Origin of the sequence: Nocardioides sp. URHA0032 (genome assembly GCF_000620645.1) — a bacterium.
Lineage (GTDB): Bacteria > Actinomycetota > Actinomycetes > Propionibacteriales > Nocardioidaceae > Nocardioides.
In genome coordinates, this window is record NZ_JIAV01000015.1 from 83,976 (window position 1) to 97,770 (window position 13,795).

General features: G+C 72.3%; 15 protein-coding genes. 8 read left to right on the forward strand and 7 right to left on the reverse strand.

All coding sequences use genetic code 11. The features are described 5' to 3' along the window. Nucleotide 1: 1 nt before the first annotated feature. The 4 genes from N538_RS0104805 (at nucleotide 2) to N538_RS29660 (ending at nucleotide 2,838) form a co-directional block, all read left to right on the forward strand. On the forward strand, nucleotides 2–1,153 hold the full coding sequence (locus tag N538_RS0104805) for an acyl-CoA dehydrogenase family protein (RefSeq protein WP_028636359.1): 1,152 nt from the start codon (nucleotides 2–4) through the stop codon (nucleotides 1,151–1,153). Between the two features lie 12 nt (nucleotides 1,154–1,165). Then, nucleotides 1,166–2,104, forward strand: a complete 939-nt coding sequence (locus N538_RS0104810; protein ID WP_028636360.1) for an alpha/beta hydrolase — start codon at nucleotides 1,166–1,168, stop codon at nucleotides 2,102–2,104. Nucleotides 2,105–2,218: 114 nt separating this feature from the next. Continuing rightward, the gene (locus N538_RS29655; protein WP_197025239.1) at nucleotides 2,219–2,527 is read left to right on the forward strand and encodes a hypothetical protein; all 309 of its coding nucleotides are present in this window, start codon (nucleotides 2,219–2,221) and stop codon (nucleotides 2,525–2,527) included. 14 nt (nucleotides 2,528–2,541) lie between these two features. After that, the gene (locus N538_RS29660) at nucleotides 2,542–2,838 is read left to right on the forward strand and encodes a hypothetical protein (protein WP_051548793.1); all 297 of its coding nucleotides are present in this window, start codon (nucleotides 2,542–2,544) and stop codon (nucleotides 2,836–2,838) included. Nucleotides 2,839–3,016: 178 nt separating this feature from the next. Here N538_RS29660 and N538_RS0104820 read toward each other — a convergent pair whose 3' ends face one another. Then, nucleotides 3,017–3,604, reverse strand: coding sequence for a hypothetical protein (locus N538_RS0104820; RefSeq protein WP_028636361.1), 588 nt, complete (start codon nucleotides 3,602–3,604; stop codon nucleotides 3,017–3,019). A 495-nt stretch (nucleotides 3,605–4,099) separates the two neighbouring features. On the opposite strand from N538_RS0104820, the gene N538_RS27210 reads away from it, so the two are divergent. Further along, nucleotides 4,100–5,254: an HNH endonuclease signature motif containing protein gene (locus tag N538_RS27210; protein ID WP_028636362.1), complete on the forward strand. Its 1,155-nt coding sequence runs from the start codon at nucleotides 4,100–4,102 to the stop codon at nucleotides 5,252–5,254. Between the two features lie 685 nt (nucleotides 5,255–5,939). Here N538_RS27210 and N538_RS0104835 read toward each other — a convergent pair. After that, the gene (locus N538_RS0104835; RefSeq protein ID WP_081790294.1) at nucleotides 5,940–7,658 is read right to left on the reverse strand and encodes a glycosyltransferase family 2 protein; all 1,719 of its coding nucleotides are present in this window, start codon (nucleotides 7,656–7,658) and stop codon (nucleotides 5,940–5,942) included. Nucleotides 7,659–8,058: 400 nt separating this feature from the next. On the opposite strand from N538_RS0104835, the gene N538_RS0104840 reads away from it, so the two are divergent. Both N538_RS0104840 and N538_RS0104845 read left to right on the forward strand, forming a co-directional pair. Next, nucleotides 8,059–8,460, forward strand: a complete 402-nt coding sequence (locus N538_RS0104840) for a YciI family protein (RefSeq protein ID WP_028636364.1) — start codon at nucleotides 8,059–8,061, stop codon at nucleotides 8,458–8,460. Further along, nucleotides 8,460–9,596 (forward strand): RNA polymerase sigma factor, encoded by a 1,137-nt coding sequence (locus N538_RS0104845; RefSeq protein ID WP_028636365.1) that lies wholly within the window; start codon nucleotides 8,460–8,462, stop codon nucleotides 9,594–9,596. Before N538_RS0104840 ends, N538_RS0104845 begins: the two co-directional genes overlap by 1 nt. Here the strand turns inward: N538_RS0104845 and N538_RS0104850 are convergent. Further along, nucleotides 9,593–10,339, reverse strand: a complete 747-nt coding sequence (locus tag N538_RS0104850) for a class I SAM-dependent methyltransferase (protein ID WP_028636366.1) — start codon at nucleotides 10,337–10,339, stop codon at nucleotides 9,593–9,595. The two genes, N538_RS0104845 and N538_RS0104850, sit on opposite strands and share 4 nt — an antisense overlap. A gap of 82 nt (nucleotides 10,340–10,421) precedes the next feature. Here N538_RS0104850 and N538_RS0104855 point away from each other — a divergent pair, with 82 nt between their 5' ends. After that, nucleotides 10,422–11,351 carry an AraC family transcriptional regulator gene (locus tag N538_RS0104855; RefSeq protein ID WP_051548795.1) on the forward strand — a complete coding sequence of 310 codons (930 nt, stop codon included), beginning with the start codon at nucleotides 10,422–10,424 and terminating at the stop codon, nucleotides 11,349–11,351. A gap of 10 nt (nucleotides 11,352–11,361) precedes the next feature. Here the strand turns inward: N538_RS0104855 and N538_RS0104860 are convergent, their stop codons facing one another. The 4 genes from N538_RS0104860 to N538_RS29230 are packed head-to-tail and all read right to left on the reverse strand — an operon-like array spanning nucleotide 11,362 to nucleotide 13,790. Next, complete coding sequence (locus tag N538_RS0104860; protein WP_028636368.1) at nucleotides 11,362–11,616, reverse strand: hypothetical protein; 255 nt, start codon at nucleotides 11,614–11,616, stop codon at nucleotides 11,362–11,364. A 14-nt stretch (nucleotides 11,617–11,630) separates the two neighbouring features. After that, nucleotides 11,631–12,233 carry a class I SAM-dependent methyltransferase gene (locus N538_RS0104865; protein WP_028636369.1) on the reverse strand — a complete coding sequence of 201 codons (603 nt, stop codon included), beginning with the start codon at nucleotides 12,231–12,233 and terminating at the stop codon, nucleotides 11,631–11,633. Next, a complete protein-coding gene (gene truA, locus N538_RS0104870; protein ID WP_028636370.1) occupies nucleotides 12,226–13,026 on the reverse strand; it encodes a tRNA pseudouridine(38-40) synthase TruA in 801 nt (266 codons plus the stop codon). The genes N538_RS0104865 and truA overlap by 8 nt, the downstream gene beginning before the upstream one ends. 20 nt (nucleotides 13,027–13,046) lie before the next feature. Continuing rightward, nucleotides 13,047–13,790 (reverse strand): hypothetical protein, encoded by a 744-nt coding sequence (locus tag N538_RS29230; RefSeq protein ID WP_028636371.1) that lies wholly within the window; start codon nucleotides 13,788–13,790, stop codon nucleotides 13,047–13,049. Between the last annotated feature and the right edge of the window lie 5 nt (nucleotides 13,791–13,795).

Here is a 13,795-nt window from a genome sequence, read left to right on the forward strand (position 1 = left end):
CGTGGACCTGACCCTGACCGACGAGCAGCAGGCGTTCCGCGACCTCGCCCGCGACTTCCTCGACCACGAGGCGGTGCCGCACCGCACCCAGTGGGACCGCGACGAGTCCGTCGACCTGGAGATCATCGCGAAGATGGCGGAGATCGGGTTCTTCGGGCTCACCATCCCCGAGGAGTACGGCGGCCTCGGCGGCGACTACCTGACCTACGTGCTCGGCATGGAGGAGCTCGGCCGCGCCGACTCGGCGCTCCGCGGCATCGTCTCGGTCTCGAACGGGCTGTTCGGCAAGTCCGTGCTCGGGTTCGGCACCGAGGAGCAGAAGCAGGAGTGGCTGCCGCGGATCGCGTCGGGCACGTCCCTCGGCTGCTTCGGGCTGACGGAGCCGGACACCGGCTCCGACGCGGGCAACCTCACCTCGCGGGCGCGGCGCGACGGTGACGACTACGTCCTCAACGGGCAGAAGCTGTTCATCACCAACGGCACCTGGGCCGACGTGGCGCTCGTCTTCGCGCGCACCAGCGACGACGGACCCCGCGGTGTCACGGCGTTCCTCGTGCCGACCGACGCGGCGGGCTTCGAGGCCCGTGAGGTCAAGGGCAAGCTCGGCCTGCGCGGGCAGGCCACCGCGGAGCTGTTCCTGTCCGACGTGCGGGTGCCGTCCTCGGCCCGCCTCGGCGAGGAGGGCCAGGGCTTCAAGATCGCGATGACGAGCCTCGACAAGGGCCGCGTCTCGGTCGCCGCCGGCTGCGTGGGCATCGTGCAGGGCTGCCTGGAGACGTCGGTGTCGTACGCGACCTCGCGGACCCAGTTCGGCAAGCAGCTGGCCGGCTTCCAGCTCGTCCAGGCCCTGATCGCCGACATGTCCGTGGACGCGGACGCGGCCCGGCTGCTGGTCTGGCGGTGCGCCGACCTGATCGACCGCGGGGAGCCGTTCGGCACCGCCGCCTCGAAGGCCAAGCTGTTCGCGTCCGAGGCCGCCGTACGCGCCGCCAACAACGCGATCCAGGTGTACGGCGGCGCCGGGTACGTCGACGAGCACCCCGCCGAGAAGTACCTGCGCGATGCCCGCGTGATGACGCTCTACGAGGGCACCAGCCAGATCCAGAAGCTGCTCATCGGCCGCGCCGAGACCGGCGTGAACGCCTTCGTCTGACAGGAGAGAGCCGTGCCCCTCGACCCCGAGCTCGCCGTACTGCTCCAGCTGATCGCCGGCGCCGGGCACCCGCCGATGTCCCAGCAGACGCCCGAGGAGGCCCGTCGCGGCTTCCGGGCGCTGACGGTCGACATGCGCGACCCCGCATCGCTGCCCGCCGTCGCGTCGGTCGAGGAGACGACGGTCCCGGGTGGGTCCGGCGGCCGCCGGGCGCGCATCTACCGTCCCGACCTCGCCGGCCCGCTGCCGACCGTCGTGATGTTCCACGGCGGCGGATTCGTGATCGGCGACCTCGACACCCACGAGCTCAACGCCCGGACGCTGGCCACCGGCTGCGAGGCCGTGGTCGTGGCCGTCGACTACCGCCTCGCGCCGGAGGACCCGTTCCCGGCCGCTGTCGAGGACGCGGTCGCCGCCACCCGATGGGCCGCTACGCGCGTCGCCGAGCTCGGCGGCTCCGACCGGCTCGCCGTCGCGGGCGACAGCGCCGGCGGCAACCTGGCCGCCGTCGCCGCCCAGGCGATGCGGGACGAGGGGGTGGCGCTCGCCGGCCAGCTGCTGATGTACCCCGTGACCGACATGTACGGCCGGTACCCGTCGCAGACCGAGAACGCCGAGGGCTACTTCCTCGACCTCGACGCGATGATCTGGTTCGACCAGCAGTACGCCGGCCACCTCGCCCAGGCCGCCCGCGACGACCCGCGGCTGGCACCGCTGCACGGCCGCCTCGAGGGCCTGCCGCCCGCCGTCGTGGTGGTCGCCGAGTTCGACCCGCTGCGCGACGACGGCCTCGCGTACGCCGCCGCGCTCGCCGACGCCGGCGTACCGGTCGAGGTCCGCAGGTTCGCCGGACTCATCCACGGCTTCTTCGACATGAGCGCGCACTCCGCCGCGGCGCGCGCGGCAGCCGACGAGACCACCGCACTGTTCCGCAGGGTGCTGCACGGGTAGCCGATCGCTCGGTCCGGGCGACGGGTGGCCGGACTCCCTCGACGTTCCCAGATGCTCATCTCGCGCCCATGATGAGTGGTGGACGAGTGATGCTGGATCGGAGGGATTCCTGCGATGCGCGTATCAAGCACTTCCGCCGGGATCTTGGCTCTGGCGGCGGCCGTCGGCGTCGCCGCACCGGTGTCGGCGGACATCATCGGCACTCCCCATGACGACCGGATCCGCGGTACCGCGCATCACGACTGGATCGAGGGCCGCGCCGGAGACGACGTCATCCGTGGCCTCGGGGGGGCCGGACTTCCTGTTCGGCGATCCGGGCAACAACACCTTGCGGGGAGGTTCGGGGCTGGACTTTCCTCAACGGGTCGGGTGGCGACGACGCGCTTCACTTCGGTCGTGGTGGCGACTACGGCCTCGGGCTGAGTGGGTCAGACCGGATGTGGGGTGGTCCCGGCGGCGAACGGCCTCTGCAGGGAGGTCCGGGCCCGGACAGGATCTGGGGCAGGTCGGGCAACGATCGCCTGTTCGGCGATGCGGACAGCGACAGGATCTGGCCCGGTCGGGGCGCCGACAAGACCGATGCCGGCTTCGGCGATGACCGGATCGTCGTCCGCGCGGACGGCGACCCGGACGCGATCGAGTGCGGGCCGGGACATGACGTCGTGGTCTACCGCGTGCGATCGGAGGCGACCGACGAGCTGAGTGGCTGCGAGCACGTCATCGTGAGGCCGTGAGCGGCAGGTCATGGATCGAGCGCCCTGCTCGGCGTACCCGACGAGAGTGCCTTCTGCCGTGCGCCGGCACCCGGTGGGATGACGCAGATCGGCGCGCGGATCTCGGCCCGAGCGGATGCTCGGATCGCGACTGCAGATCCGTGCTGGCGGACGCGCACACGACGGCGTTCGAGTGCGGTCAGCGCACGGTGATCGTCCGGTCAACGCGAATGGTCTGCGTTCCTTGTTGGTAGAAGTGGTCGGCCGAACGTTGGTAGTCGACATCGACCGCCTTGAGGTGAGCAACGCCCCGTCGGGTCGGCGTCAGCGTGACGAAGAGGTAGTCACTGTGCGGTGCCACCCCGTAGTCGAAACGCATGGGTGGCTTGAACGCCTCGATGGTGCTGCAAACCGAGCCTGGGTCGTGCACCGAACCGATCGGCTCCTCGCCCCCAGCCATATGGCAGAGCCAGAACGTGGCATCAGCCTTGGCGGTATTGCTAGAGAACGTCGCGTCGAGCCCGTCAATCGTGACTTGCTCAGGGGAGCCGCTGGCCTGAGGGAAGATGACGGTCGTCGAGAGAGCCGCACCAGACAGAGGGAGCGGGTCAGAGCTGTAGGAGTCGCCGAGGCCACTGAATGCCGACGGGTGCGTCCACCAGCGCCACGCCATCGCGCCCGCCGCTACTAGTACGACTGCGACCATGGCCGCCAGGACGAGGTTGCGACGACGGCGCGCCCGGGCCGCAGGGTCCGAGGTTGCAGGCACACCCGTGGTGACAGACACGCACCGATCCTGTCATCGACCCACCCCGATCCCCGTGACGTCGTTGATTCCGACGACACCCGACCATCGGCGGATCCGCATCCTTCGAGACCGTGCCCGGATGCCGCCAGCGCTCCAGCAGCGAGCTCGGCTGGGACGTCGGGCCGCCGATGGTTGCCCTCGCGGGGTCGGCCGGATGGACTCGAAGCCAGGCGATCGTGACCAGTTCGGTCTCGTCGCGGCGGGTGGTCGCCGCCGGCTCCCGGCTTTCGGGTCCTGGCCCCGTGTCCGTGGCTTCCTGGCCGTGGGTGGTTGCGACCGACAGGGCAGCTACGGGAAGGGTGGGTGGGTGGTCGTCGCCGGTTCCCGGCTTTCCTGCGTGCGGTCCCGGGGGGTCGCGCCGGCTGTGGAAGCGGCTCGGAATCGTGACCTGTTCGTTACCCAGGACCCTGTGGAGCAAGGGGTTCTGGGCCTCTCGATGTCGGTGGCCGGTGCTTGAGTAGCACCATGACAGCGATGGCCACACCCCGGCACCGGGTCTCGGTCGCGGTCGCGCAGATGCGCGACCTGGCCGGCTCGGTGACCGATGCGTCGGTGTGGTCCATGGACGCCGCCGAGACCACCGCGACCCTCGTGGCGATCACCCGGCTGAAGGCGCAGGTCGCCGAGCTCGAGGCCCGGGTGGCCGAGCACGCCGACGACGAGACGGTGGACGCGTGGGCGCACCGGACCCGGCAGACCAAGCCCGTGGTGCTGGGCCAAGTGCGGCTCGGCCAGGCGCTGGTCACCCGGGGCCATGTCCGCGACGCGCTGGCCGCGGGTGACCTGGTGGTCGAGCAGGCCCGGGTGATCGTCGCCGCGCTCGACCAGCTGCCCGGCGACCTCGACACCGCCCTGGTGGGTCGGGCCGAGCGGCACCTGGTGGCCGCCGGCCGCGAGCACACCGCCCCGACACTGCGGATCCTCGGCAAGCGACTGATGGACGTGGTCGCCCCCGACCTGGCCGATGAGTACGAAGCGAAGCAGCTCGCCCGCGAAGAGGCCGACGCCATGCTGGCCACCAGGCTGGAGATGTGGGACGACGGGCACGGCAAGTGCCACGGCCGGTTCACGGTCCCGTCCTTCCACGGTGCCGCGCTGAAGAAGATGCTGCTCGCGATCGCCGCCCCCAAACGACAGGAACGGCCAGAACCCGGGGTTCCGCTGCGCCCCGGACCCGAACGCCGGGGCCGGGCGTTCTGCGAGCTCCTCGAGCGCTACCCCGCCCACCAGCTCCCCCAGACCGGCGGCGTATCCGCCACCATCGTGGTCACCATGACCCTCGACAGCCTGCTCGGGAAGCTCGAGCAGGCCGCACTCCTGGACACCGGGGAGAAGATCACCGCCTCGCAGGCCCGCCGGCTGGCCTGCGAGGCCGGGATCATCCCCGCCGTCCTCGGCGGCAACTCCGAGGTCCTCGACCTCGGCCGCACCCGCCGGTTCCACACCAAGTCCCAACGGACCGCGATCGCGATCCGGGACCAGCACTGCACCGAACCCGGCTGCGATTGGCCACCGGCGATGTGCCACGCCCATCACGACATCCCGTGGAGCCGCGGCGGACCCACCGACGTCGAGCACGGCCGACTCCTCTGCCCCAAGCACCACGCCAGGTTCCACCGACGGAACTAGACCGACCGGTCGGACGAAGCACCACCACAGACCGGCCGGCGGGCCGTCGTGCCCGCGAGCACCCAACGCCGCGAACCGCGCGAAGAGCTACGGATCCGGATGCGGAGTCCTCACCGAACCGGAGTCAGGTGCCGCCGCCACCAGTGCCGCCGCCCAGCCCGCGCTGATTGGAGTGAGGGCCATGCCTGTCCGCTGACCGTGAACCGAGGCGGTTGCGCCTGTCCAGTCGCCAGGCCGCGATGAGGACCAGGACAACCACAACGACGAGCACTATCCACAGCATGACGAACCTCCGCGTCCTGACCTCATCAGGGTGCTCCGTGAAGCGGCACCATGTCGATGGGCGGTTGCCCGGTCTTCGGCATCGTGGGCGCTGGCCGCTGACGTCAGCTACCTACGCGGAATCGCCGAGCGAGTTCGGCGCGAAGGCGCTCGACCAGCACTTCTGCCCGCGCCTCCATGACCTCGTCGACCCGGACCTTCTCGGAGAGTTCCATCGCCACCCAGACTCCATCGTCGAGACGACACTTCTCCCGACCCCGGTCGGTCAACGCGGCGATGAGGTCGTCTCGCGACGGTGTGACGCACCTCGGAACCGCGCTCGTCGCGGGCGATCCGGGCGCAGCAAGTCGCTCTCCTGACGACGCCGTGCAGCCGGTGTCGATCGCCCGGCTGTCGAGGGGTCTCAGATCGGGGCGCTCATCTCGTGCTGTCGCGCTGCTCCACGGAGTCGGTGAGGTGGGGGTAGGACCTGAAGGATGCTGAGGAAGGCGAAGACGAGGGTGTTGAACCCGACCCAGTAGGCGAGGGCGATGTACCAGTCGCTTGTCAGGACCGATGCTGGCAAGACGATCCCCCAGGCCAGCAACCACGGGGCCAGAAGGCCCGTGACGACTGGGCGCGGGACGTAGTTCCAGTCTGGCTTTCGTCCGCGGAGGATCTGCCCGATCGAGGTCACGAAGCATGCCTGGAGGAACGCCGCGTACCCGAGCTCCGGGAACATCGGTGCGGCCAGTGCCCGGCCCCGCCACCCAGCTCGCCACACTGTCACCAGGCGCTCGACGACGAAGATCATCCCGATGGCGAGCCAGAACGGCGACCACCGGAGGCTGTCGGCGGCCAGCAGACTCACCGCCATCAGCACGAGGTAGGACTGGAGCGCGAGCACGCCGTAGGCCAGGCCGAGCTGCTGACCCCAGTACATAGCCGTTGCCCGAGTCAGCCCGTACGCCGCAATGTTCTCCAGGGCGCCGCGGTGCCACCGCAGTCGCTGACGCCACAGGTCGCGCCAGGTCGTCATGATCTCGGTGGTCACCCGGCACTCCGGGGGGCAGGTCATCCGCGCTCCCAAGGTCTTCAGCGACAGGGTCAGCTCGTTGTCCTCGGTGAGCGCTTGGGTGTCGTAGACCTTCCCCGCCGGTCCGGGTAGCAGCGGACCTCGGCTCTCGGCGACCGCCCGTAACGCGTAGGCGCGGATCACTGAGGCCGTGCCGGTCAACACGAACACCCGGCCGAGCTTGCGACCGACGACGCGCTGGTAGCGGGTGTACTCGTTGCGCTGGTACTGGCCCAGGAGGCGCCCGCCGCGCTCGCCGTAGAACAGCCCGCCCACAGCGACGAGGTTCGGGTCGGCCTCGAGTCGCGCGAGCGCGCTCTCGAGGAACACCGGGGCGATGGTGGAGTCCGCGTCCATCACCAGCACCACGTCGCGTGGCTCCGCGTGCGGCAGGATGCGAGCCAGCTCCTGGTTCAGCGCTCCGGCCTTCTTCTCGGTGTTGCCGACGGTCTCGATGAACTCGACGCCGTGCTGTCGGGCGATCTCCACGGTGGCGTCGGTGCAGTTGTCGGCGATCACCACAACCCGGTCCGGAGGACGTGTCTGCGCGGCCAGGGACTCCAGCGTCAGCCCCAGGATCGCCTCCTCGTCGTGAGCCGGTATCAACACCGTGCACCGCACCGGTCTCCCGGCTGGCAGCTCCTCCGATGTCGGCAGTGCGGTCGGCGGCAGCGCGCTGGCCAGCCGCTCCGCGCTGACCAGCTGCTGAGCTAGAGGCCCCAGCATCATCCCGCGAACGCGGCGGACAGCCTTCGGGGGCGGGGGCGGGATGTGCCGGTCGGGGTCGAGCACCCGCATCACCGCGGCGGTCTGCAGCGCGGCCAGGCCGAAGAACGACGCCAGTGCCAGCAACGCTGCGGCCACCAGCACTGCGGCCCCCGGGTTGGCGAGCTCGACGTCCAGCGGCAACAACACCTGTCCCGGGTCGGCGTCGGCGTCCAGGTTGGCCGTCAGCAGCACCGCCACCGTGAGCAGACCCACGGCGAGAGCCGCCAGCCCGGTCGTCAGCCAACCGAACTGTGCCACGCGCCGCCGCAGGTTCGACTCGTCCACCGTCGCCAACCGCACGCAGTCCTCCTCTCCCGGGCCACCGTCGATCTTCGCCCGTCACCACCCCGCGACGGGTGACCTGAATCGGGTGACCTTGACCTGGATCGGCCAGATGTCCCGGGATCGTTGTCTCCGGAGAGAGCTGCTGGTGACCGCGCCGACAGGCGGCGAAGTGCTCGCCCCGCCAGGGCAACCACCGCTCACGTCCGCCGGTGGAACTGGACCTTGCCGGCGGCGAGGTAGGCGGTGCGGTCACGGGTGTCATGGACATTCGCGGGGTGCCGGGGCAGAGCAGCACGCCGTCGCGGACGCTGGTCTCGCAACGACCTCGACGGCCGATGTCGAGAACCGTGTCCCGGCTCCGTCCCAGGGACGTGCCACCACAATGGGGCGCACGAACCCGAGGGGAGAACCCACGATGAAGTACCTGCTTCTCAAGCACTACCGCGGCGCGAAGCCGATCGACTGCGCGCCGATGGACGAGTGGACGCCGCAGGAGGTCTCGGACCACATCGCCTTCATGCGCCACGTCGCCGACGAGCTCCGGGAGCGCGGCGAGTTCGTGGACGCCCAGGGGCTGTCGCCGGAGGGCACCTTCGTGCGGTACGACGGCGAGGGCCGGCCGCCGGTCACCGACGGGCCGTTCGCGGAGACCAAGGACCTGATCGCCGGCTGGATGGTGATCGACGTCGACTCCGTGGAGCGCGCGCACGAGGCGGCGGCCTTCCTGTCCTCGGCGCCGGGACCCGGCGGCGTGCCGATCCGGGAGTGGATCGAGGTGCGGCCCTTCATGGAGGAGCCGCCGATCGTCACCGAGTGATGGACGAGCTGGTCCGGGACCTGGCGCCCCAGGTCCTCGGTGTCCTCGTCCGGCGCGGAGCTGACTTCGCGGCGGCCGAGGACGCCGTCCAGGAAGCCCTCGTCGAGGCGGTACGCCGCTGGCCGGACGCCCCGCCCGACGACCCGAAGCCATGGCTGATCACCGTCGCCTGGCGGAAGTTCCTCGACGCGACCCGGTCCGACACCGCCCGGCGCACCCGGGAGGAGCGGCTGCACGAGGAGCCGGCGCCGGGTCCGGCCGAGGACCAGGACGACACGCTGGAGCTACTGTTCCTGTGCTGCCACCCGTCGCTGACGCCGACGTCGGCGGTCGCCCTGACGCTGCGCGCGGTCGGTGGCCTGACGACCGGGCAGATCGCGGAGGCGTACCTCGTCCCCGAGACGACCATGGGCCAGCGGATCAGCCGCGCCAAGCGCACCGTCGCGACCGCGGGCGTCGGCGCACCCGGCGACCTGGGCCGGGTGCTCAAGGTGCTCTACCTCATCTTCAACGAGGGCTACTCCGGTGACGTCGACCTCGCGGCGGAGGCGATCCGGCTGACCCGGATGCTGTCCCACGCCAGTCCGGAGCCGGAGGTCGGCGGCCTGCTCGCCCTGATGCTGCTCCACCACGCCCGCCGCGCCGCCCGCTGGGGCGCCGACGGCGCGCTCGTCCCGCTCGCGGACCAGGACCGCTCCGCCTGGGACACCACGCTGGTCGCCGAGGGCGTCGAGATCCTCCAGGCCGCGCTCGCGCAGGACCGCCTCGGCGAGTACCAATGCCAGGCCGCCATCGCGGCCCTGCACTGCGACGCCCGCTCGGCGGCCGAGACCGACTGGACGCAGGTCCTCGAGTGGTACGACGAGCTGCTGGCCCTCACCGACTCCCCCGTGGTCGCGCTGAACCGGGCCGTCGCGGTCGGTGAGGCCGACGGGCCGCTGGCGGGACTCCGCGAGCTGACGAAGGTGCCGGCCGACGTACCACGGCGTACCGCCGTCAACGCGTGGCTCCACGAGCGCGCCGGCGACCTCACCACGGCCGCGACCCTCTACGCCGAGGCTGCGGGCCTCGCGACGAACGCCGCCGAGCGCGACCACCTCACCCGGCAGGCCGCCCGGTTGCGGCACCCGGGCTAGGGACGAGTCGCCTGCACGAACGTGACCGGTCCGAAGCGGTGGTCGAGCCGGGCGACCTCGCGGGCGTCCTCGAACCCCGCCTCGGCGAGGAGCAGGGGGATGCCGTCGTCGAGGTTGGGCGCCACGAGCTCGGCCGGCACCACCCGCGAGCGGAGCGGGCCGGTGAGGTGCCGCAGCGCATGGCCGCGGCCGTGCCCGTGCCCGCCCGTGCCGTGGTCGTCGCCGGCGCCGTGCCCCGCACCGCCGAAGTCGAGGATCGTGAGCCGTCCACCCGGCCGGAGGACGCGGAACGCCTCCCGGGCGAAGCCGCGACGCCCGTCCTCGTCGACGTGGTGCAGCGCGAGGGACGAGACCACGTGGTCGAGCGAGGCGTCCGCGGCCGGGAGCCGGTCGGCGTAGCCCTGGCCGAGGTCGAGGGAGACCCGGCGCCGTCGGGCCTTGCGCGCCGCCCTGCGCAGGGCGGCACCGTCGGGGTCCAGCCCGCTCACCCGGGCGGTCGGCTCGGCCGCGAGCACGGCGAAGGACAGGTTGCCGGTGCCGCAGCCGACGTCCAGGACGGCCTGGCCCGGCCCGATGCCCGCGATCTCGGCAACTCGCCGGTGCAGTGGACGGACGGCGGCGGCGCGGGTGAGGACGTCGTAGAACGGGAGCAGCCAGCCCCGCCCGGCACCGGGCAGGAAGCTGCGCCCGCGCTCCTCGGGGGTGCGGTGGTCGACGACCCGGACCTCGTGCGGGGATGTCATCGGTACTCCTGTGATAGGACTGGAGGGATCTCTGCAGTCTTGGACATCTTGCGGTTCACCGGCATCACAAAGGTGGGAAGTGGTGGGACATTCTTCGGTCGGCGGCGCACGGCCGAACGCCAGCCTGCGCACGGTGCGCCCGGACGGGACGCCGGTCTACCGCCACGACCACCACCCGGGCCGGCCGCCGGTCGCGGTCGTGCGCGTGGACGACCCCGCGCACGGCGGCTGGCAGCCACCGGAGCGTCCGCACGCCCACGACTTCCTGTCCCTGATGTACGTCGAGTCCGGCCGGGGGTCGATCACCGTCGACGGCGCCGAGCGGCCACTGCGTCCGGGAGAGGTGCACGCGCTGTCCCCGGGCCAGGTCGTCGGACTCACACCGGCCGCCGAGCTCGTGGAGTGCCGGGCCTGGTCGGTCGCGTTCACCCCCGACGCCGTGCCGGCGCTGGCGACCGTGTCCCCGCTGACCTGGGCGAACCACCCCGTGCTGGCGCTGTTCGCGGCCGGCGCGGGGCACGGCGTGGTCCCGGCGGCGGACCGCACCGCCTGGACGGCGCGGTTCATCGAGCTGGCCGACGAGCTCGACCACCCCGAGCGGCTGGCCGCCCGGGAGGCCGTCGCCGGCCTGCTCACCCGGATCCTGGTCGCGGCCGCGCGACTCGCCCCGGCCGGGTCGCACGCCCCGGACCCGCTCGTCGAGCGCGTCTTCGACGAGATCGAGGCACAGTTCCGCGAGCCCGTCTCCGCCGCGGACGTCGCCCGCGCCCTCGGCTACACGCCCGGGCACCTCACCACGATCGTGCGCGAACGGACCGGCCGGCCGCTGCTGGAGTGGATCACCGAGCGGCGGATGACCGAGGTGCGGCGGCTGCTGCGCGAGACCGACCTGCCGCTCGGGGTCGTGGCGAGCCGGACCGGGTTGCGCGACGCGAGCTACCTGGTCCGGCGGTTCCGGGCTCGCTACGGCACGACCCCCGAGCGGTGGCGGCGCAGCCAGCGAGTCCGCTGACCCCGCCGGCTCACCCGGTGAGCAACACGACCGCCGCACCGGTGACGGCCGCGGCGACGAGCAACCCGGTGGCGAACGACCGCCAGCCCGGCGCCCCGGCGAGCACGGCGGCCACCAGGCCCGCGAACACGAAGGTGACCGCGAGCGCGACGTCCCAGGCGCCGTACCACCAGATCCAGCTGAGCAGCAGGCCCGTGGCCACGCCGATCAGCGCACCCGGCAGCCAGCTCGGTCGGGGTCGTTCCGGGACGTTGAGCTCGCGCACGACTCGATCATCCGTCACCCGGCCGCGCGTGTCTCCAGCACCCGGAAGCCCTTCGCGCTGGCGAGCCGCTCGGTCGGGAAGCCCTGGTCGGTGAGCCAGCGCTGCAACGAGTCCGCGCCGAGGTTCTTGCCCACCACCAGCACGGCGCGGCCGCCGGGCACCAGCCGCGGCAGCCAGGTGAGCAGCAGCTCGTGCAGCGCGTCCTTGCCGATCCGGATGGGCGGATTCGACCAGATCTCGTCGTACGTCGCGTCCGCGGGCACTCCCCCGGGGGTCGAGGCGGTGTAGCGGTCGGCGAGACCCAGCGTGGCGGCGTTCTCGTTCGCGAGCAGCACCGCCCGCTCGTTGACGTCGACGCCGGTCACCGAGGACCCGGGCACCGCGGCCGCGATGGCGAGCCCGATCACGCCATACCCGCAGCCGAGGTCGAGGATCCGGCCGGGCGCGGGCGGCTCGGTCTCGCGGAACAGGATCGACGTACCGATGTCCACGCGTCCCTGGGCGAAGACCCCCGACCCGCTGGTGAGCGGGAGCTCGTGGCCCCACACGGACGCGGAGACCGGGGCGCGCCGGAACGCGACCGAGGGGTCGGCGCTGAAGTAGTGCTCGTCATCCACCGGCGACCCGCTTCGCCCTGGTCTGCTCGGCCCGCGCCGCCAGCTCCTCGTCGGCCGGGTAGGCCACCTCCTCGAGCGTCAGGCCGTGCGCGTGCACGACCGCGACCGCGGGGTCCCGCGTCTGCGCGCGCAGGATCTCGCCGGCCCAGGCGACCGGCTTGCGGCCCTCGGCGACCGCGATCATGCAGCCGACCAGCGAGCGGACCATGCTGTGGCAGAACGCGTCGGCTCGGACCGTGCCGACGACGACCCCGGCGCCGTCGCGCGCCCAGGACAGCTCCTCCAGCGTGCGGATCGTCGTCGCGCCCTCGCGCTGCTTGCAGAACGACGCGAAGTCGTGCCGGCCGACCAGCAGCGCGGACGCCGCGTTCATCGCGTCCACGTCGAGCGGCCGCGGCCAGGCGAGCACGTGGGAGCGGACGAGCGGGTCGACCACGGCGGGCCGGTCCGCGATCCGGTAGGCGTACCTCCGCCACAGCGCACCGAAGCGCGCGTCGAAGTGCGCCGGCGCCTCCACCGCGGCCCGGATCCGTACGTCGGGCGGCAGGATGCCGTTGAGCCGGCGCACCAGCAGCTCGGGAGCCGGCGGGTCGTCGAGGTCGGTGTGCACCACCTGGCCGCGCGCGTGCACGCCGGCGTCGGTGCGACCCGCGCACACCACGGCGATCGACGGCACCCGGAGCACGGTGGCGAGCGCGCGGGTCAGCTCGTCCTGCACGGTCCGCAGCCCCGGCTGGGCTGCCCAGCCGTGGAAGTCGGTGCCGTCGTAGGCGAGGTCGAGCCGGATGCGCACGACAGCCGATCCTAGAGGCGTCAACGCCGCACGTGATGCCGCCAGGCGGTCGTGGCGGCGAACAGGAGCGCCCACGCGACGAGGGCCGGGCCCCAGGGCGTCCCGATGCTCCCGGCGTGGTCCGGGTACACCGCGGACACGACCCCGAACCATCCGGTGGTGAGCACCACGCACGCCGCGCTCAGCCCGGCGCCGGGCCACCGGCCACGGACTCCGGCGGCCACCGCCGCTGACACGAGGACCACGGCCAACGCCAGCGCCGCCTGGGTCGGCCAGTGGTCGATGCCCCACGTGTCGTCGTCGGTCGGCGGCCGCCCGGACCGGTAGCCGTCGACCATGTCGACGGCGAAGACCGCGGCCGGGACGAGCAGCACGGCCGTGAGGACCGTCAGCGCCGGGTCGAGTCGCACCGGTCCGGCAGGCAGGCGCAGGCCCGCCAGGCGCAGGACCGCGTAGGCGTTGCCGACCAGCAGCACGGCCGGCACCAGCTGCACGAGGGAGCCGCTCGCCACCGCCGTCACGCCCAGGGCCAGGCCGACCAGCCCCACCTGGACCGCCGGGAGGACCAGCACCGGCCGGACCACGAGCGCGGCGAAGGCCGCCCCGACGAGGAACGTGTAGAGGACGCCCCACCCGGTCTCGAGCAGGTAGCTCTCGTAGAACCCCGGGGTCTTGTCCAGGGGGACCGACAGGTCGATCAGGCCGAAGAACACGAAGGCCCAGAGGACCGCCGACACGGCGGCGAGCAGGCGTGCAGGGATCACGAGCC

Coding starts and splice junctions, on each gene's coding strand:
- N538_RS0104845 (WP_028636365.1), top strand. CDS start 8,460: ATGGACGAGCTGGTCCGGGACCTGGCGCCCCAGGTCCTCGGTGTCCTC.
- N538_RS0104850 (WP_028636366.1), bottom strand. CDS start 10,339: ATGACATCCCCGCACGAGGTCCGGGTCGTCGACCACCGCACCCCCGAG.
- N538_RS29655 (WP_197025239.1), top strand. CDS start 2,219: ATGCGCGTATCAAGCACTTCCGCCGGGATCTTGGCTCTGGCGGCGGCC.
- N538_RS27210 (WP_028636362.1), top strand. CDS start 4,100: ATGGCCACACCCCGGCACCGGGTCTCGGTCGCGGTCGCGCAGATGCGC.
- N538_RS0104840 (WP_028636364.1), top strand. CDS start 8,059: ATGAAGTACCTGCTTCTCAAGCACTACCGCGGCGCGAAGCCGATCGAC.
- N538_RS29660 (WP_051548793.1), top strand. CDS start 2,542: ATGTGGGGTGGTCCCGGCGGCGAACGGCCTCTGCAGGGAGGTCCGGGC.